Origin of the sequence: Salmonella sp. NW645, assembly GCF_051703725.1 — a bacterium.
In the GTDB taxonomy this organism is placed as follows: domain Bacteria; phylum Pseudomonadota; class Gammaproteobacteria; order Enterobacterales; family Enterobacteriaceae; genus Salmonella; species Salmonella enterica.
Genome location: NZ_JAMMKR010000008.1, coordinates 1 through 17,804 on the forward strand (window position 1 = coordinate 1; position 17,804 = coordinate 17,804).

The window sequence follows — 17,804 nt, forward strand, 5'->3', positions numbered from 1 at the left end:
GGTCGTTAGCTCAGTTGGTAGAGCAGTTGACTTTTAATCAATTGGTCGCAGGTTCGAATCCTGCACGACCCACCAATGTAAAAAAGCGCCCTAAAGGCGCTTTTTTGCTATCTGCGATTTATAAGATTCGAACCTGCCGCAAGTTCGGGTCTTGCCTGATGCGCTGCGCTTATCAGGCCTACAGACGACACTGCACACGTAGGCCGGATAAGACGTTAGTCGCCATCCGGCACAGACATCATACCGTCAACGCCGCCACCAGTTTCTCCAGTGCTGGCGTTGCCTGCTGCTGGTCATACACAATATACAAATCCGCCGGAATACGTTCCTCTAACGGACGGAACACCACACCCGGCCAGCTCATTTGCGCATAGCCATCAGCCATCAACGTAATCCCAATCCCCATACTGATCATCGCCAACACCGTTTGCGGCTCAACCACTTCCCGAATAATCATTGGCGAGAAACCCGCCTGTTGGCATACACGTTGTAAAAATCCCCAATCAGAATGCACGGAAGGCAGCGTGACAAAATATTCATTGCGCAACGCCGCCAGCGGCACAGAATCTCTGGATGCCAGATCGTGATCTTCCGGAACTGCAACCATGAATGCAGATTCATGCAAACGTATGCTGGTAAAACCGACTGCCGGTTCGATAGCCATACGCCAGATCCCTGCATCAAGCTCCCGACGCTCTAACAACGCCATTTGCATACCTGGAGACTTTTCGCGAAAAAGTACTTCAACATTGGGGTTTGCTTTCAAAAAGTGACGCATTGCAGGACGCATTCTTCCCCACAGCGCCGTACCAACCACACCCAGTTCAATGCGCCCCGCTTCACCGCGACCAATCTGCTCCACTCGCGCCAGCGCCTGATTTGCATTGGCTAACAAGCGACGTGACTCTTCCATCAAAACTTTCCCGGCATGGGTTAATGCAACGCTGCGGGAATGACGAATAAACAACAATGTACCCAGTTGCTGTTCAAGTTCTTTGATATGGATACTCAAGGGAGGTTGTGACATATTTAACCGGGCAGCAGCCCGGCCAAAATGCAATTCTTCTGCAACAGCGAGGAAATAACGTAATAGCTTTAGATCAATACGATGGGCTCGTTCCATCACTATCGCACTCCAGCAATAAGGGATAACGTCTGGAATTTACCATATTACCTAGTAAAAAATAGATTTAACGACAAGATACCCAATATACATAAATACAATAGATAACACCCTGGGTAAAACATTTGGTGCAGGAATAGGTATACGGCATAAAGTAAAAAATGCGCCAATACCAAATCCAATACCGGAGGAGAGAATAATTTCTTTCATGCTGTGTCCTTGTTCATAAAAATGGACTGGCGAACATCCTCTCGCCAGTCAAATAAAATTAATGTGCTAATGATTTGGTCGACAATTTTTCTGGATGGTGCTGATATTTAAAGAACAATGCAAAAATAACGGCCAATGCCAGAGCGTAGGCGGCAAAGACCAGCCAGATGGTTTGCCAATCTTTTACACCATCAATAGAAAAATAATCCACGGCCATACCGCTTAAAAGAGACCCAATCCACGCCCCCACGCCGTTAACCATGGTCATAAACAGCCCCTGCGCGCTGGCGCGAATACTTGAGTCCACTTCCTGCTCTACAAATACCGACCCTGAGATATTGAAGAAATCAAATGCGCAGCCATAAACAATCATCGACAGCAGCAATAGCACAAAGCCAAACGGGGATGGATCGCCAAAGGCAAAGAAGCCGAAACGCAGCGTCCACGCCAGCATGCTCATCAGCATTACCGTTTTAATACCAAAGCGTTTAAGGAAGAACGGAATGGTGAGGATAAAGCCCACTTCCGCCATCTGCGAAACTGAAAGCAAGATAGAGGGATACTTCACCACAAAACTATCGGCAAACTCAGGATTACGGGCAAAATCATGCAGGAACGGATTACCGAAGACATTGGTAATTTGCAGCACCGCCCCCAACATCATCGCAAACAAAAAGAAGATTGCCATGCGTGGATTTTTAAACAGAACAAAAGCATCCAGTCCGAGCTTACTGGCAAGCGTGGTGTTCGCCTTCTTCTCGGCTACCGGAATTTTCGGTAACGTCAGCGAATACAGGGCCAGCAATAACGATGCGCCAGAAGCGATGTATAATTGCGCACTGCTCAGTTCCAGCCCCATCAGGCTCACCGTCCACATCGCAACAATAAAACCTATTGTGCCGAAAACGCGCACAGGCGGAAATGACGTTACCGGATCCTGACCTGCTTTCGCCAGACAGGAGTACGAAACGCTATTGGATAATGCAATCGTTGGCATATACGCCATCGCATTAACCAACATCACCCAGAACATCGTCTGGGGATCGGTAACGGTGGTGGCGTACAATAACGCCCCCGCGCAAACCAGATGGCAAAGCATATAGGCTCGCTCAGCGCGCAGCCATTTATCAGCAATGATCCCCATAATGCCCGGCATGATAATCGCTGCCAGCCCTTTTGAGCTGTAGACCATACCAACATTCGCGCCGGTAAAATCCAGTGTATTGATCATGTAAGAGCCCAGGGTAACCAGCCAGCTCCCCCAGATAAAATATTGCAAGAACGACATGACTTTTAAGCGGGACGTAATACCCATTTTTTATTCCTTGCCGTGAGATAAAGCCCCAATACGGGGCCGTAGTCATTGTGTTTAGGCCAGCTTACGTAAAAAGCCGCAAATCAGATTTATAAAGTTCTGCCGAGAAAGTTCAGCCGCAGCCAGCGTTTGCGCATGGGAGAGTTTTACATCGCCCAGCCCTTCCGCCAGATTGGTGATCGCTGAGACGGCAACAACTTTGAGACCACAATGACGTGCGCTAATCACCTCAGGGACAACGGACATTCCGACCACATCGCCGCCAATAATCTGCATCATGCGGATTTCTGCCGCCGTTTCGAAATTCGGACCCGGATAAGAAACAAATACGCCTTCAGTGAGGGGGAATCCCTCCTCTGCCGCAACGGACTGAAGCATGGCGCGATAATCTGCGTCATAAGCATTAGCCAGCGAGAAGAAGCGATCGCCATAACGATCATCGTTTGGCCCCACCATCGGCGTACCGGGCATCGTATTAATGTGATCGCTAAGCGCAACCAGGCTACCCGGCCCCACTTCCGGACGCAGAGATCCTGCCGCATTGGTGCAGAACAACACTTCACAGCCCAGTAATTTCAACGTGCGAATGGCATCGGTCATCACCGCCATTCCACGCCCTTCATAAAAATGCCTGCGGCCTTTCATACAGGCCACCGGAATACCCGCCAGATGGCCGAGCACCAGTTCACCAGCATGGCCGTGTACGGTGCTGACGGGAAATCCCGGCAATTTCTCGTAAGAAATGGCTACCGCATCTTCGATTTGGTCCGCCAGAGCACCCAACCCGGAGCCTAAAATAAACGCGACTCGCGGGGTAAATGCCGGTTTATGTGCATGAATAATATCAACACAATACTCAGGATTATGAGAAAAAAGAGCGTGAGGCATAAGTTTCCTTGTTCTATCGGATTTAATTTGACTCCTTTTTATAACGACCATCGCCCCTTGCTGACCAATACACTTTTCACGTGTCATCAATAGCCATTTAATATCGATAGATTTAGATCGCTTCTGTATTAATACAGAGGGAAAACAGTATTGGTTTTTGCTTGCACTTCATATTAACAATATGCCGCTTTCATATTTATAAACTGCCTCTTTTTAATTAACCCATTAATAATTATCGGCATAGGGAAATATGCTATGAAAAAAATCCTTACTCTGACGCTTTCTTCTTTACTCATTATTCCCACACTCATCCATGCGGAATTTAAAGGCGGGTTCGCCGATATCGGCCTCCATTACCTCGACTGGACATCAGACACCACGGAAAAAACCAGTAAAAAATCTCATAAAGATGATTTTGGGTACCTGGAACTGGAAGGCGGAGCGAATTTTAGCTGGGGAGAAATGTACGGTTTTTTAGACTGGGAAAATTTTTACAATGGCCGCCACGCTAAACCCGGCAGCGAACAGCGTTACACCTTTAAAAATACTAACCGTATTTATCTGGGCGATACAGGATTAAACCTCTATCTCCATGCCTACGGGACGTACGGTTCACCTCATCGCGCTAATTTCCATGATGACATGTTTCTCTATGGTTTAGGCTATAACTTCACAGGTAACGGTTACTGGTTTAAACCCTTCTTTGCCAAACGTTATACCGATCAGACCTACTACACAGGCGATAATGGTTATGTATTAGGTTGGGTGGCCGGCTATAGCTTCTCGTTGGGTAGTGAGAATTTCAGCGTAACGAACTGGAATGAGTATGAGTTTGACCGCGATGCGTCCTACGCTGCGGGCAATGGCGGGAAAGATGGCATTAATGGCGCAGTAGCGCTGTGGTGGAATGCGACTCCTCACCTGACCGCAGGAGTACAATATCGTTACGCTGATAATAAGTTAGGAGAATCCTTCCTGCAGGATGGCATTATTTATTCCATCAAATACCTGTTTTAATACACTGCCCTGTCAAAAATGGCAGGGCAAGACCGCACCTCACGCACGGACAGATAGATATTTATAGCTGATACAACGGATCTTTCGCCCTCGCGGCGGTTAATTCGCTGGCCTGGGTACGCACCACGTCCCATAACGCCTGCGCCGCGGTGGATAAAGAACGGTTTTTTCGCCGCGCCAGCATGAGCTGCCTTTCAACTACGGGCGTCAGCCGTTTAACCTGTAAGTGGCTGCCCTGCGGGAGCGGTAACGCCAGCGCGGGCAGCACGCTGATGCCGATTCCCGCTTCCACCATTGGAAAAAGCGTGGCCGGGTGACCAATCTCCTGAACAATATTGGCATCAATCGAAAAGTGGGCCAGCGCCGCATCAATCAGCGGTCGACTGCCGGAAGCATAATCCTGTAAGACCAGCGACGCCTGTTTAAGATCCTGCCAGCTTACCCATTCCTGATGCGCCAGCGGATGATCCTGGCGACACAACAGTAAAAAAGGCTCTGATAAGATGGCTTCACACTGTAAATCCACCGCTGCGCCAGGATCGATAACGATGCCAAAATCCACTTCTCCCTGGCGGATACTCTCCAGCACCCACTGCTGCGGACGATCGTGCAATACAAAATCAATAGCGGGATAACGTGAATTACTTTGGGCAATGCATTGCGGAATAAGATGCGCAGAAATGGTTTGGCTCGCGGCAACGCGCACGGTGCCGGTTAATTGTGTCCCTACTCTGCCTGCATCGCGCAGTATGCTGTTCAGTTCATCAAGCACCCGCTCCAGACGCGTCGCCAGTTGTTGCCCCGCCTCGGTCAGCACCACCTCACGCGTAGTGCGATCCAACAGTCTGACGCCGGTTTGCCGCTCCAGCTCTTTTACGCTATGACTGACCGCAGACTGGCTCAGTCCAATCCTGTCCCCTGCCCGACTAAAACTTTTGGCCTGGGCGACGGTAATAAAAATCCGCAGTTGACGCAGTGAATAGTTCATCGACTAGATTCATATATAGATGCAATAAATCAATTTTATTTCTCAAAGCGAAAAACGCAAAATAGCTGCACCGACTTTCAGGAGTTTTTATGAAACTTTTTCGTATCCTTGACCCTTTCACGCTGACACTTATCACCGTGGTACTACTGGCCTCTTTTTTCCCGGCGGAAGGCGGCTTTGTGCCTGTCGTTGAAGGTATTACGACAGCGGCCATCGCTCTGCTGTTTTTTATGCATGGCGCGAAGCTTTCACGTGAAGCGATCATCGCTGGCGGCAGCCACTGGCGGTTGCATCTGTGGGTCATGTGCAGCACTTTTGTGCTCTTTCCTGTCCTCGGCGTACTGTTTGCCTGGTGGGCGCCTGTCAATGTCGACCCTATGCTCTACAGCGGCTTTCTGTATCTGTGCATTTTGCCCGCCACCGTGCAGTCGGCGATTGCGTTTACTTCACTCGCGGGCGGTAACGTCGCGGCCGCGGTGTGCTCAGCGTCTGCGTCCAGTCTGCTGGGCATTTTCCTGTCGCCGCTGCTGGTCGGTCTGGTAATGAATATTCATGGCGCGCAGGGCAGTCTGGAAGAGGTGGGCAAAATTATGCTGCAACTGCTGCTGCCTTTTGTGCTGGGACACCTGTCTCGCCCGTGGATCGGCAACTGGGTCGCGCGCAACAAAAAGTGGATCGCGAAAACGGATCAGACCTCTATTCTGTTGGTGGTCTACTCGGCGTTCAGCGAAGCGGTGGTCAACGGCATCTGGCACAAAGTCGGCTGGGGATCGCTGCTGTTTATCGTCGTGGTCAGTCTCATACTGTTGGCGATCGTCATCACCATTAACGTCTTTGTCGCCCGTAAATGCGGCTTCAATAAAGCCGACGAAATCACTATTGTTTTCTGCGGTTCGAAAAAAAGCCTGGCCAACGGGATCCCGATGGCCAATATTCTGTTTCCGACGTCAGTGCTGGGTATGATGGTATTACCGCTGATGATCTTCCACCAGATCCAACTGATGGTCTGCGCAGGGCTGGCGCGGCGCTACAAACGCCAGACCGAGAAGTTACAGGCGCAGCAGGAAAGCCGCGCCGCGAAAGCTTAAAGCGGGCGTTTCAGGGGCTGCACCAGTTGCGTCAGCCCCTCGGTTTTAATCAGCAGCGTGATTTGCATCAACTCCCCCAGTTTACCCGCCGGAAATTGATCTTTACGGGCAAACCACAGCAAATACTCTTCCGGAAGGTCGATCAATCGACGTCCCTGATATTTGCCGAACGGCATCACGGTGTTGGCGATTTCAACCAGCTGCTCTTTTTCCATCTCAGGCACCCAGTAAGCGGATCATTTCCGCTTCATCAATGACATTGATGCCCAGTTCCTGCGCTTTGGCCAGTTTGGAACCCGCCGCTTCACCGGCAATCACCAGATCGGTTTTCTTCGATACGCTGCCTGCCACTTTCGCGCCCAGCGCCACTAAACGCGCTTTAGCGTCATCGCGGGACATCTGGCTCAGGCTACCGGTTAGTACCACGGTTTTACCGGCAAACGGGCTATCGATCTCTTGCACATTAATGACTACCGGCGCGGGCCAGTGAACCCCTTCCGCCAGTAGCTGCACAATCACATCACGATTACTCTCTTCGGCAAAAAAGTTAAAGACGTGCGTAGCGACCACAATCCCCACGTCAGGTACTTTCTGCAACTCGTCAATCGTGGCGGCCTGCAGCGCCTCCAGCGTGCCGAAATAAGCTGCCAACCCCGCCGCCGTCGCTTCACCCACTTCACGGATGCCCAGCGCATAGAGAAAACGCGCAAAGGTCGTCGCTTTGGCTTTTTCCAGCGCGTTTACAACATTTTGCGCGGACTTTGGCCCCATTCGGTCCAGGCCGGTCAGTTTACCCGCCGTCAGACGGAACAGATCCGCTGGCGTATGGACATACTCCCTTTCCACCAGTTGGTCGATGATCTTATCGCCCATCCCGTCTACATCCATCGCCCGGCGCGACACAAAATGTTTCAGCGACTCTTTACGCTGCGCGCCGCAAATCAGCCCGCCGGTACAACGGGTAACGGCTTCGCCTTCGACGCGCTCTACGTCCGATCCGCACACCGGACAGTGCGTTGGAAACACAATCGGACGCGTCTCTTCAGGGCGTTCGGACAGAACCACGTTGACCACCTGAGGGATCACATCGCCTGCCCGACGGATAACCACCTTATCGCCAATACGCAAGCCAAGCCGTTCAATTTCATCGGCATTATGCAACGTGGCATTGCTGACCAGCACACCAGCCACCTGAACCGGTTCCAGACGCGCCACCGGCGTAATCGCCCCGGTGCGCCCGACCTGAAACTCAACATCACGCACAAAAGTCATCTGCTCCTGAGCAGGGAATTTAAACGCCACCGCCCAGCGCGGCGCGCGGGCCACAAAGCCCAGCTGTTCCTGCAAAGCCAGCGAGTTGACCTTAATCACCACGCCGTCGATATCAAAACCGAGCGTGGGGCGATCTTTTTCGACGTTGCGATAAAAATCCAGTACCGCCTGGGGAGAATCGCACAGCGTCACGCGATCGCTGACCGGTAACCCCCACGCTTTAAATTGCAGCAAACGTCCCAGATGCGTATCCGGCAACTCGCCGCCTTCCAGAATACCGACGCCGTAGCAGAAAAATGTTAGCGGTCGCTTCGCCGTAATACGCGGATCGAGCTGACGCAACGAGCCCGCCGCCGCGTTACGCGGATTAGCAAACACTTTGCCGCCAGTACGGCGCGCGTCTTCATTGATCTTTTCGAACCCGGCCTGCGGTAAAAATACCTCTCCGCGAACTTCAAGACGCGCCGGAATGTTATCGCCGTGCAGCTTTAACGGAATGGCGCGAATCGTGCGCACGTTTGAAGTGATATCTTCACCGGTGGTGCCGTCGCCACGCGTCGCAGCGCTCACCAGCACGCCGTTTTCATACAGAATGCTGACCGCCAGGCCATCCAGTTTTAGCTCGCAGCACCAGATGACATTTTCCGTGCTTTTTAGACGATCCTGCACTCGCTTGTTAAACGCCAGGAAGCTTTCTTCATCAAATACGTTATCGAGCGACAGCATCGGTACTTCATGGCGAATCTGGTTGAATGCCGTCAGCGGTGCCGCGCCAACGCGCTGCGTGGGCGAATCCGGCGTGATAAGGTCCGGACGTTGCGCCTCCAGCTCTCGCAGTTCCCGCATCAGGCGGTCATATTCGGCGTCGGGAATCTCCGGCGCATCCATCACATGATACAGATATTCATGATGGCGAAGCGTGGTTCGCAGTTCTGTCAGTTGTTGTTCGATTGGTTCCATATCACACCATCAATGATAAAAAACCCCCGACAGGCGGGGGTTACGTTAAAAATGTCACACCTGCGTTAACCTCAGGCGTTAGCGTCCATCACCTCGCGGATGCGGTCCTGATATTCGCGCAGTTTCTGCGGCGTCATCATCCGACGCTGGTCATCCAGCACGACGCCGCCGACCTCATCAGCGATATGCTGCGCGGATTGCAGCATCAGCTTGAAGTTCTGCAGCGCATCGCCGTAAGACGGTACCTGCATAAAGATAGTAACGCCAGGCGTAGTGAAGTCCGTCATTTCAGGATCAAACGTTCCCGGATTGACCATATTCGCGAGGCTGAACAAGGCCGGGCCGCTGCCGTCCGGACTCAAATGACGATGGAAAATATTCATATCGCCAAATTTAAAGCCTGACTGCTGAATACTGTTCAGTAACACTTCACCATTAAGCTCGCTGCCATGATGGGCCGCGACGTTCATAATGATGACCGCCTCTTTACGCTGCGGTTTTTCCACAACCGGCGCTTCTTCCACTACCGGTTCTGCCTCAACCACAGGTTCCGCAGGCTGGAAGGTTTGCGCTGATGGCGGCGGCGCGGGCTGCGCAACAGGCTGCGGCGCTTGCGACGGCGGTGCAGGCTGCTGTTGCGGCGGCTGTACCGGCGGCGCAGATGGCTGAACCTGCTGAGGCTGCGGCGCAGGTTGGACCGGTTGCTGAACCGGCTGTTGCATCGGCGCTTGCGGCTGCGGCGGCGCCGCTGGACGCGGTTGCGCAGACGCATAAGGCGGCTGGTACTGGTGTTGCGGCGACTGACGAGGGGCATCATGCTCCTGCGGCTGGCCGGGGGCATGATTTACGCGGTGAACACGAACTTCACCCACGCCTTCGTCTTCTTCGACATCGTCGTCATACGAGTCGTCGTCGCGTTTTGATTTCATGCGTTTTAGTGGACGATCGCGGAACATAGAAGATCGTTCTTTACGGCTGGTCCAGAAACCATGTACCAGTAAAGCGATTATGGCGATCGCGCCAACAATGATTAATATCAGACGCAAATCCTGCATCATTATATTCTCTGTTGTTCTAACACCTTGCCACCACGGCAAACATTTACTCACTAAGAGTATTTGCCGATTACGTCAAGTGCAAGTGTACTGTTGGCTTTCGCAGCATAAAGATGAAGGAAAATGTACTTTTTGCTGTTTTTTCGAACATTTCCGAACTATCCACCGTCTGATAACCGGGTAAGATATCCCACGTTTACCCAGGGCTTTAAGAAAAAGGAGTATGTCCTGCATATGGTTTCATCATCCACAACCGTACCACATAGCGGCGTCTATTATTTCTCGCAAGGATGGAAGTTAGTCACCCTACCGGGAATCCGCCGCTTTGTTATTTTACCTTTGCTGGTCAACATTGTGCTGATGGGCGGCGCATTTTGGTGGCTGTTTACCCAGCTTGACGCCTGGATACCTTCGTTGATGAGTCATGTGCCGGACTGGCTGCAATGGCTGAGCTATCTGCTGTGGCCGATTGCGGTTATCTCTGTTCTGCTGGTCTTTGGCTATTTTTTCTCTACCCTCGCCAACTGGATCGCCGCGCCGTTTAACGGCCTTTTAGCCGAACAGCTTGAGGCGCGGTTAACCGGCGCCACGCCGCCAGATACCGGCATACTCGGCATCATGAAAGATGTACCGCGCATTATGAAACGTGAATGGCAAAAGCTGGCGTGGTATCTGCCGCGCGCTATTGTGCTGCTGGTTCTCTATTTTATTCCTGGCATTGGCCAAACCATCGCGCCGGTGCTGTGGTTTTTGTTCAGCGCCTGGATGCTGGCGATCCAGTATTGCGACTACCCGTTTGATAACCACAAAGTGCCGTTTAAAACGATGCGCGCCGCGTTGCGCACGCAGAAGGTGGCGAATATGCAATTTGGCGCGCTCACCAGCCTCTTTACGATGATTCCGGTGCTTAACCTGTTCATTATGCCTGTCGCCGTCTGTGGCGCGACGGCAATGTGGGTTGATTGCTGGCGTGCTAAACACGCGTTATGGAAATAACGTAAAATGTATAAATAAGAGATGGCTTAGAGCCTATCCCACCAGGCGTTATTGGCGCAGCCAGTTTGGACACGGACAGCGCGCAAAAACCGGAGCGTACACGTAGTACGTGAGGATTTTGAGCACTGCCCAGGACCAAAATGGCAAGTAAAATAGCCCTAATGGGATAGGCTCTTATGCTGTCTCTTATTCCATACTGATAACCATTATTTCCCATCAGCATATAGATATGCGAAATCTTTACTTCCCCATATCTGGCTGGAAGGTATGCTGGGAAGGTATCCCAATTTCATACAGTTAAGGACAGGCCATGAGTAAGATTTATGAAGATAACTCGCTGACTATCGGTCATACGCCGCTGGTTCGACTGAACCGTATCGGTAATGGACGCATTCTGGCGAAGGTGGAGTCGCGCAACCCGAGCTTCAGCGTCAAGTGCCGTATCGGCGCCAATATGATTTGGGATGCCGAAAAGCGTGGCGTACTGAAACCTGGCGTGGAACTGGTGGAGCCGACCAGCGGCAATACCGGTATTGCGCTGGCGTATGTCGCCGCCGCGCGCGGTTACAAACTCACCCTGACCATGCCGGAGACCATGAGCATTGAACGCCGCAAGCTGCTCAAAGCATTAGGCGCGAATCTGGTGCTGACCGAAGGGGCGAAAGGGATGAAAGGCGCTATTCAGAAAGCCGAAGAAATTGTCGCCAGCGATCCGCAAAAATATCTCCTGCTCCAGCAGTTCAGCAACCCTGCCAACCCGGAAATCCATGAAAAAACCACCGGCCCGGAAATCTGGGAAGACACCGATGGTCAGGTGGATGTGTTTATCTCCGGCGTCGGTACTGGCGGTACGTTAACCGGCGTCACGCGTTATATCAAAGGGACGAAGGGTAAAACCGATCTTATCACCGTTGCGGTAGAACCCACTGACTCCCCGGTTATCGCCCAGGCGCTGGCTGGTGAAGAGATCAAACCAGGCCCGCATAAAATTCAGGGCATCGGCGCAGGCTTCATCCCGGGCAACCTGGATCTGAAACTGATTGATAAAGTGGTTGGCATCACCAATGAAGAAGCTATTTCTACCGCGCGCCGTCTGATGGAAGAGGAAGGTATTCTGGCAGGAATTTCTTCCGGCGCCGCGGTTGCTGCAGCGCTTAAGCTGCAGGAAGATGAAAGCTTTACCAATAAGAATATTGTGGTTATCCTACCTTCATCGGGTGAGCGTTATCTGAGCACCGCGTTGTTCGCCGATCTCTTTACTGAGAAAGAACTGCAACAGTGATGCCAGCATGTTAAAAACGCGTAAAAAAGCACCTTTTTGGGTGCTTTTTTGTGGCCTGCTTCAAACTTTCACCTCACCTGGCATTGATTCACCCTGCCGGAACTGGTATTTAACCAGACTAATTATTTTGATGCGCGAAATTAATCGTTACAGGAAAAGCGTTAGCTGAATCGATTTTATGATTTGGTTCAAATCTTCCTTTCGCGGCATAATGTTTAATGACGAGCGAAACGTCAGCGGCCATAAGTTGCCAGCAACGGATTGCGTAGAACACCTTTTGTGTCGCGTCCCGTTTACGCCGGCGCTAACAATACAGGCTAAAGTTGAGCCGCCAGGCTAGACTTTAGTTCCACAACACTAAACCTATAAGTTGGGGAAATACAATGTTCCAGCAAGAAGTTACCATTACCGCTCCGAACGGTCTGCACACCCGCCCTGCTGCTCAGTTTGTTAAAGAAGCAAAAGGCTTCACTTCTGAGATTACTGTGACTTCCAACGGCAAAAGCGCCAGCGCGAAAAGCCTGTTTAAACTGCAGACTCTGGGCCTGACTCAAGGCACCGTCGTCACCATCTCCGCAGAAGGTGAAGATGAGCAGAAAGCGGTTGAACATCTGGTCAAACTGATGGCGGAACTCGAGTAAGTTTTTTTCCGGGTTCTTTTAAAAATCAGTCACAAGTAAGGTAGGGTTATGATTTCAGGCATTTTAGCATCCCCGGGTATCGCTTTCGGCAAAGCACTGCTGCTGAAAGAAGACGAAATCGTCATTGACCGGAAAAAAATTTCTGCCGACAAGGTTGATCAGGAAGTTGAACGTTTTCTGAGCGGTCGTGCCAAGGCATCTGCGCAACTGGAAGCGATCAAGACGAAAGCTGGTGAAACGTTCGGTGAAGAAAAAGAAGCCATCTTTGAAGGGCATATTATGCTGCTCGAAGATGAGGAGCTGGAGCAGGAAATCATAGCCCTGATTAAAGATAAGCACATGACGGCTGACGCAGCCGCACATGAAGTTATCGAAGGTCAGGCCACTGCCCTGGAAGAACTGGATGATGAATACCTGAAAGAGCGCGCGGCTGACGTACGTGATATCGGTAAGCGCCTGCTGCGCAACATCCTGGGTCTGGCCATTATCGATCTGAGCGCGATTCAGGAAGAAGTTATCCTGGTTGCCGCTGACCTGACGCCATCAGAAACTGCACAGCTGAACCTGCAGAAAGTGCTGGGCTTCATCACCGACGCGGGCGGACGCACGTCTCATACCTCCATCATGGCGCGTTCTCTGGAACTGCCAGCGATCGTAGGTACCGGTAGCGTCACCTCTCAGGTGAAAAACGGCGACTATCTGATTCTGGATGCCGTAAACAACCAGGTTTACGTCAACCCGACCAACGATGTTATTGAGCAACTGCGCGCCGTCCAGGAGCAGGTTGCGACCGAGAAAGCGGAACTCGCAAAACTGAAAGATCTGCCGGCAATCACGCTGGATGGACATCAGGTCGAAGTTTGCGCCAACATCGGTACCGTTCGCGACGTTGAAGGCGCTGAGCGCAACGGCGCGGAAGGCGTTGGTCTGTATCGTACTGAATTCCTGTTCATGGATCGCGACGCGCTGCCGACGGAAGAAGAGCAGTTTGCCGCCTATAAAGCGGTCGCTGAAGCATGTGGCTCGCAGGCGGTTATCGTCCGTACCATGGACATTGGCGGCGACAAAGAGCTGCCGTACATGAACTTCCCGAAAGAAGAGAACCCGTTCCTGGGCTGGCGCGCCGTGCGTATCGCCATGGATCGCAAAGAGATCCTGCGTGACCAGGTTCGCGCGATTCTGCGTGCCTCCGCTTTCGGTAAATTGCGCATTATGTTCCCGATGATCATCTCTGTTGAAGAAGTTCGCGCGCTGCGCAAAGAGATTGAAATCTACAAACAGGAACTGCGTGACGAAGGTAAAGCATTTGACGAAAGCATTGAGATTGGCGTGATGGTGGAAACACCGGCTGCGGCGACAATTGCGCGTCATTTAGCCAAAGAAGTTGATTTCTTTAGTATCGGCACCAATGATTTAACGCAGTACACCCTGGCAGTTGACCGTGGTAATGATATGATTTCACACCTTTACCAGCCAATGTCACCGTCCGTACTGAACTTGATCAAGCAAGTTATTGATGCTTCTCATGCAGAAGGTAAATGGACTGGCATGTGTGGTGAGCTTGCAGGCGACGAACGTGCTACACTTCTGTTGCTGGGGATGGGTCTGGACGAATTCTCTATGAGCGCCATTTCTATCCCGCGCATTAAGAAGATTATCCGTAACACGAACTTCGAAGATGCGAAGGTGTTAGCAGAGCAGGCTCTTGCTCAACCGACAACGGACGAGTTAATGACGCTGGTTAACAAGTTCATTGAAGAAAAAACAATCTGCTAATCCACGAGATGCGGCCCAATTTACTGCTTAGGAGAAGATCATGGGTTTGTTCGATAAACTAAAATCTCTGGTTTCTGATGATAAGAAAGACACCGGAACTATTGAGATTGTTGCCCCGCTCTCTGGCGAGATCGTCAACATCGAAGACGTGCCGGATGTAGTTTTTGCTGAAAAAATCGTTGGTGATGGCATCGCTATCAAACCAACCGGTAACAAAATGGTCGCCCCTGTTGACGGTACCATCGGCAAAATCTTTGAAACCAACCATGCGTTCTCTATCGAATCCGATAGCGGCATTGAGCTGTTCGTTCACTTCGGTATCGACACCGTTGAGCTGAAAGGCGAAGGCTTCAAGCGTATTGCTGAAGAAGGTCAGCGCGTGAAAGTTGGCGATCCGGTCATCGAGTTCGATCTGCCGTTGCTGGAAGAAAAAGCCAAGTCTACCCTGACTCCGGTTGTTATCTCCAACATGGATGAAATCAAAGAACTGATCAAACTGTCCGGTAGCGTGACCGTGGGTGAAACTCCGGTTATCCGCATTAAGAAGTAATTCTTGCCGCAGTGAAGAATGGCGCCTTTGGGCGCCATTTTTTTTGCCTGTAGGCCGGATAAGGCGCTTGCGCCGCCATCCGGCGATGGTGCGGCGCACTGCCTGATGGCGCTACGCTTATCAGGCCTACAAGGTTGCGAACATTTCAGCGCCAATCCACGGGTTACAACTGCGAGGTCACCGGGCGAAAGCACTTCTCGCGCATCAGGATCTTCATCCCATCCGGGCCACTCTCCAGCATCCTGCGTTCGGAATCGGACACTTGCAACTCGCACTGATAGCCGCCAGTGATACCAAACATCGCCCGCGCTACGCAAATATCTTCCAGCGCGTCCAGCCCGCTCGTTTCAAAATGCCCCACGATACGTCCCTGCTGGCGAACTACCAGCCGATAACTCTTCATCGCGCCTCCCCTGCCGGCGGCAGAATTAACTCATCACAGCCACACTGCTGTGTCCAGGTCATCACCTCCAGCACGCGCTGCGCCGCATCTTTTGCCGCGGTCGTCAGTTTTTTTCCCTGCACAATACCGCTGACCAGCTCGGCGCAGAAGAGATCTCCCGTCCCTTTTAATTCCGTCGCCACCCGCGGGTGGGCAAAGACCTCCACGACCTGCGCGGTAACGACGGCAACCGTTATGGTCTCCAGAGATTCGCCCGGCGCGCTGGTGATAACCACCCATTTCAGCGTATCGGAAAGCAGCGATTGCGCCGCCGCCACCGCCTCTTCCAGCGTGCGACACGGTTTACCACTCAGCATCTCCAGCTCAAATACGTTCGGCGTTAGCCCCTGCGCCTGCGGCAACAAATGTGTGCGATAAGCCTTCGGAATTTCCGCCTGCACATACATTCCACTGTCGGTATCGCCAATGACCGGATCAACAAGAATACACACCTCCGGATGCGAAGCCCGGATCGCCATTAGCCACTTCGAAAGCAAGACAATTTGGTCTGCGCTGCCCATGTAACCGGTGGTAATCGCTTTTAATTCACGTAGCGCATCGCGCTCATTCAACGCCGTAAGGTAGCCTGCAAACCACTCGGCGGGAATAATGCCGCCATAAAAGGTTTTATAGTGCGGCGTATTGCTGAACAGCACCGTCGGGACAGCCGCCACGCGTAATCCCTGCGCTTTAATGGCCGGAACAGCGATGCTGTTGCCTACGCTGCCGTACACGACCTGTGACTGGACGGCGACGATATCGGTCTGTAACGCCCGATGGTTGTCGTCGAAGAGCACTGACTGAATATCACTCTCTTGTCCCATAAAATTTTCCTCTCGCTGGACAGCAGGCTACCGCCTCATTATCATTGTCATATGCTAAAATTCATTTTGTCATAGGTCAATAATGATCGACGGAAAAACCGCTAACGAAATTTTTGACAGTATCCGTCAACACATTATTGCCGGCACGTTACGGGCAGAGGATTCGCTCCCGCCGGTACGGGAGCTGGCAAACGAATTAAAGGTGAACCGCAATACCGTCGCAGCGGCGTATAAACGGCTGATAACGGCGGGACTGGCGCAAAGTTTAGGCCGCAATGGGACGGTGATTAAAGGCAGTCCGTCTCCCGTAGCGCTGGAAGGCGGCGATCCGCATACGCCTCTGCACGACCTTTCCGGCGGCAATCCCGATCCGCAGCGTCTGCCTGACCTCAGCCATTATTTTGCCCGTCTCAACCACACGCCGCATCTCTACGGCGATGCGCCCGTTTCCCCTGAACTACACGCCTGGGCGGCGCGCTGGCTACGGGATGCCACTCCCGTCGCAGGCGAAATTGATATCACCAGCGGAGCTATCGACGCTATCGAAAGACTGCTTTGCGCGCATCTGCTGCCGGGCGACAGCGTCGCGGTGGAAGATCCCTGTTTTTTAAGCAGTATCAATATGCTGCGCTATGCCGGTTTTAGCGCCAGCCCGGTCAGCGTAGATAGCGAAGGAATGCAGCCTGAAAAGCTGGAGCAGGCGCTAAATCAGGGCGCGCGGGCAGTGATCTTAACGCCGCGCGCGCATAACCCTACCGGCTGTAGTCTGAGCGCTCGCCGTGCCGCTGCGCTGCAAAATATACTGGCGCGTTACCCTCAGGTACTGGTCATTATCGACGATCACTTCGCCTTGCTTTCTTCGTCGCCCTGGCAGCCGGTTATTGCGCAGACAACGCAACACTGGGCGGTGATACGCTCCGTTTCCAAAGCCCTCGGCCCCGATTTACGTCTTGCTATTGTCGCCAGCGACAGCACGACCTCGGCAAAACTTCGGCTGCGGCTAAATGCCGGTAGTCAGTGGGTCAGCCATCTGTTACAGGATCTGGTCTACGCCTGCCTGACCGACCCTGAGTATCAGCACAGGCTGGCGCAAACGCGGCTGTTTTACGCCGCCCGGCAACAAAAACTGGCCTGCGCCCTACAGCAATATGGCATCGCCATTTCTCCCGGCGACGGCGTGAATGCCTGGCTCCCGCTGGACACCCATAGCCAGGCTACCGCGTTTACGCTGGCAAAATCCGGCTGGCTGGTACGTGAGGGAGAAGCCTTTGGCGTAAGCGCGCCGTCTCACGGTCTACGTATCACGCTGTCGACATTAAATGACAGCGAGATCAACACGCTGGCGGCTGATATCCATCAGGCGCTAAATCGCTAACA

At 52.3% G+C, this 17,804-nt stretch carries 18 protein-coding genes; 8 read left to right on the forward strand and 10 right to left on the reverse strand.

Annotation, left to right across the window (positions count from 1 at the left end):
* Window positions 1-238 precede the first annotated feature (238 nt).
* The 4 genes from NA389_RS17025 to xapA are packed head-to-tail and all read right to left on the reverse strand — an operon-like array spanning window position 239 to window position 3,536.
* A complete protein-coding gene (locus NA389_RS17025) occupies window positions 239-1,123 on the reverse strand; it encodes a LysR family transcriptional regulator (RefSeq protein ID WP_000438884.1) in 885 nt (294 codons plus the stop codon).
* Window positions 1,124-1,174: 51 nt separating this feature from the next.
* On the reverse strand, window positions 1,175-1,333 hold the full coding sequence (locus NA389_RS17030) for a XapX domain-containing protein (protein WP_001667072.1): 159 nt from the start codon (window positions 1,331-1,333) through the stop codon (window positions 1,175-1,177).
* A 58-nt stretch (window positions 1,334-1,391) separates the two neighbouring features.
* On the reverse strand, window positions 1,392-2,648 hold the full coding sequence (locus NA389_RS17035) for a nucleoside permease (RefSeq protein WP_000513244.1): 1,257 nt from the start codon (window positions 2,646-2,648) through the stop codon (window positions 1,392-1,394).
* Between the two features lie 54 nt (window positions 2,649-2,702).
* Window positions 2,703-3,536: a xanthosine phosphorylase gene (gene xapA / locus NA389_RS17040; protein WP_079917073.1), complete on the reverse strand. Its 834-nt coding sequence runs from the start codon at window positions 3,534-3,536 to the stop codon at window positions 2,703-2,705.
* 255 nt (window positions 3,537-3,791) lie between these two features.
* On the opposite strand from xapA, the gene NA389_RS17045 reads away from it, so the two are divergent.
* Window positions 3,792-4,553 (forward strand): outer membrane protein OmpK, encoded by a 762-nt coding sequence (locus tag NA389_RS17045; protein ID WP_079917072.1) that lies wholly within the window; start codon window positions 3,792-3,794, stop codon window positions 4,551-4,553.
* A gap of 61 nt (window positions 4,554-4,614) precedes the next feature.
* Here NA389_RS17045 and NA389_RS17050 read toward each other — a convergent pair whose 3' ends face one another.
* A complete protein-coding gene (locus NA389_RS17050; protein ID WP_001109836.1) occupies window positions 4,615-5,541 on the reverse strand; it encodes a LysR family transcriptional regulator in 927 nt (308 codons plus the stop codon).
* Window positions 5,542-5,630: 89 nt separating this feature from the next.
* Between NA389_RS17050 and NA389_RS17055 the strand changes: the two genes are divergently transcribed.
* Complete coding sequence (locus NA389_RS17055; protein ID WP_000765573.1) at window positions 5,631-6,629, forward strand: bile acid:sodium symporter family protein; 999 nt, start codon at window positions 5,631-5,633, stop codon at window positions 6,627-6,629.
* On the opposite strand, the gene NA389_RS17060 is transcribed toward NA389_RS17055, so the two are convergent.
* The 3 genes from NA389_RS17060 to zipA all read right to left on the reverse strand — a co-directional run bounded on the left by NA389_RS17060 (window position 6,626) and on the right by zipA (window position 9,919).
* The gene (locus NA389_RS17060; RefSeq protein ID WP_001519708.1) at window positions 6,626-6,844 is read right to left on the reverse strand and encodes a DUF3820 family protein; all 219 of its coding nucleotides are present in this window, start codon (window positions 6,842-6,844) and stop codon (window positions 6,626-6,628) included. The genes NA389_RS17055 and NA389_RS17060 overlap by 4 nt on opposite strands.
* Before the next feature lies 1 nt (window position 6,845).
* On the reverse strand, window positions 6,846-8,861 hold the full coding sequence (ligA, locus tag NA389_RS17065) for an NAD-dependent DNA ligase LigA (protein ID WP_000433283.1): 2,016 nt from the start codon (window positions 8,859-8,861) through the stop codon (window positions 6,846-6,848).
* A gap of 71 nt (window positions 8,862-8,932) precedes the next feature.
* Entirely contained in the window at window positions 8,933-9,919 is a 987-nt protein-coding gene (zipA, locus tag NA389_RS17070; RefSeq protein ID WP_000983114.1) for a cell division protein ZipA, read from the reverse strand.
* A 231-nt stretch (window positions 9,920-10,150) separates the two neighbouring features.
* Here zipA and cysZ point away from each other — a divergent pair, with 231 nt between their 5' ends.
* From cysZ to crr, 5 genes are all read left to right on the forward strand, one after another.
* Window positions 10,151-10,912: a sulfate transporter CysZ gene (gene cysZ / locus NA389_RS17075; RefSeq protein ID WP_000255004.1), complete on the forward strand. Its 762-nt coding sequence runs from the start codon at window positions 10,151-10,153 to the stop codon at window positions 10,910-10,912.
* A gap of 310 nt (window positions 10,913-11,222) precedes the next feature.
* The gene (gene cysK, locus NA389_RS17080; protein ID WP_000036904.1) at window positions 11,223-12,194 is read left to right on the forward strand and encodes a cysteine synthase A; all 972 of its coding nucleotides are present in this window, start codon (window positions 11,223-11,225) and stop codon (window positions 12,192-12,194) included.
* A 383-nt stretch (window positions 12,195-12,577) separates the two neighbouring features.
* Window positions 12,578-12,835 carry a phosphocarrier protein Hpr gene (gene ptsH, locus NA389_RS17085; protein ID WP_000487600.1) on the forward strand — a complete coding sequence of 86 codons (258 nt, stop codon included), beginning with the start codon at window positions 12,578-12,580 and terminating at the stop codon, window positions 12,833-12,835.
* A gap of 48 nt (window positions 12,836-12,883) precedes the next feature.
* Window positions 12,884-14,611, forward strand: coding sequence for a phosphoenolpyruvate-protein phosphotransferase PtsI (ptsI, locus tag NA389_RS17090; protein ID WP_000623118.1), 1,728 nt, complete (start codon window positions 12,884-12,886; stop codon window positions 14,609-14,611).
* 40 nt (window positions 14,612-14,651) lie between these two features.
* Window positions 14,652-15,161 carry a PTS glucose transporter subunit IIA gene (gene crr, locus NA389_RS17095; protein ID WP_000522253.1) on the forward strand — a complete coding sequence of 170 codons (510 nt, stop codon included), beginning with the start codon at window positions 14,652-14,654 and terminating at the stop codon, window positions 15,159-15,161.
* 163 nt (window positions 15,162-15,324) lie between these two features.
* Here the strand turns inward: crr and NA389_RS17100 are convergent, their stop codons facing one another.
* Entirely contained in the window at window positions 15,325-15,564 is a 240-nt protein-coding gene (locus NA389_RS17100; RefSeq protein WP_000844541.1) for a hypothetical protein, read from the reverse strand.
* The gene (gene pdxK / locus NA389_RS17105; protein WP_000529602.1) at window positions 15,561-16,427 is read right to left on the reverse strand and encodes a pyridoxine/pyridoxal/pyridoxamine kinase; all 867 of its coding nucleotides are present in this window, start codon (window positions 16,425-16,427) and stop codon (window positions 15,561-15,563) included. Before pdxK ends, NA389_RS17100 begins: the two co-directional genes overlap by 4 nt.
* 82 nt (window positions 16,428-16,509) lie before the next feature.
* Between pdxK and ptsJ the strand changes: the two genes are divergently transcribed.
* Window positions 16,510-17,802 carry a transcriptional regulator PtsJ gene (gene ptsJ / locus NA389_RS17110; protein ID WP_000565100.1) on the forward strand — a complete coding sequence of 431 codons (1,293 nt, stop codon included), beginning with the start codon at window positions 16,510-16,512 and terminating at the stop codon, window positions 17,800-17,802.
* The last annotated feature ends 2 nt before the right edge of the window (window positions 17,803-17,804 follow it).

Coding starts and splice junctions, on each gene's coding strand:
- NA389_RS17025 (WP_000438884.1), bottom strand. CDS start 1,123: ATGGAACGAGCCCATCGTATTGATCTAAAGCTATTACGTTATTTCCTC.
- NA389_RS17030 (WP_001667072.1), bottom strand. CDS start 1,333: ATGAAAGAAATTATTCTCTCCTCCGGTATTGGATTTGGTATTGGCGCA.
- NA389_RS17035 (WP_000513244.1), bottom strand. CDS start 2,648: ATGGGTATTACGTCCCGCTTAAAAGTCATGTCGTTCTTGCAATATTTT.
- xapA (WP_079917073.1), bottom strand. CDS start 3,536: ATGCCTCACGCTCTTTTTTCTCATAATCCTGAGTATTGTGTTGATATT.
- NA389_RS17045 (WP_079917072.1), top strand. CDS start 3,792: ATGAAAAAAATCCTTACTCTGACGCTTTCTTCTTTACTCATTATTCCC.
- NA389_RS17050 (WP_001109836.1), bottom strand. CDS start 5,541: ATGAACTATTCACTGCGTCAACTGCGGATTTTTATTACCGTCGCCCAG.
- NA389_RS17055 (WP_000765573.1), top strand. CDS start 5,631: ATGAAACTTTTTCGTATCCTTGACCCTTTCACGCTGACACTTATCACC.
- NA389_RS17060 (WP_001519708.1), bottom strand. CDS start 6,844: ATGGAAAAAGAGCAGCTGGTTGAAATCGCCAACACCGTGATGCCGTTC.
- ligA (WP_000433283.1), bottom strand. CDS start 8,861: ATGGAACCAATCGAACAACAACTGACAGAACTGCGAACCACGCTTCGC.
- zipA (WP_000983114.1), bottom strand. CDS start 9,919: ATGATGCAGGATTTGCGTCTGATATTAATCATTGTTGGCGCGATCGCC.
- cysZ (WP_000255004.1), top strand. CDS start 10,151: ATGGTTTCATCATCCACAACCGTACCACATAGCGGCGTCTATTATTTC.
- cysK (WP_000036904.1), top strand. CDS start 11,223: ATGAGTAAGATTTATGAAGATAACTCGCTGACTATCGGTCATACGCCG.
- ptsH (WP_000487600.1), top strand. CDS start 12,578: ATGTTCCAGCAAGAAGTTACCATTACCGCTCCGAACGGTCTGCACACC.
- ptsI (WP_000623118.1), top strand. CDS start 12,884: ATGATTTCAGGCATTTTAGCATCCCCGGGTATCGCTTTCGGCAAAGCA.
- crr (WP_000522253.1), top strand. CDS start 14,652: ATGGGTTTGTTCGATAAACTAAAATCTCTGGTTTCTGATGATAAGAAA.
- NA389_RS17100 (WP_000844541.1), bottom strand. CDS start 15,564: ATGAAGAGTTATCGGCTGGTAGTTCGCCAGCAGGGACGTATCGTGGGG.
- pdxK (WP_000529602.1), bottom strand. CDS start 16,427: ATGGGACAAGAGAGTGATATTCAGTCAGTGCTCTTCGACGACAACCAT.
- ptsJ (WP_000565100.1), top strand. CDS start 16,510: ATGATCGACGGAAAAACCGCTAACGAAATTTTTGACAGTATCCGTCAA.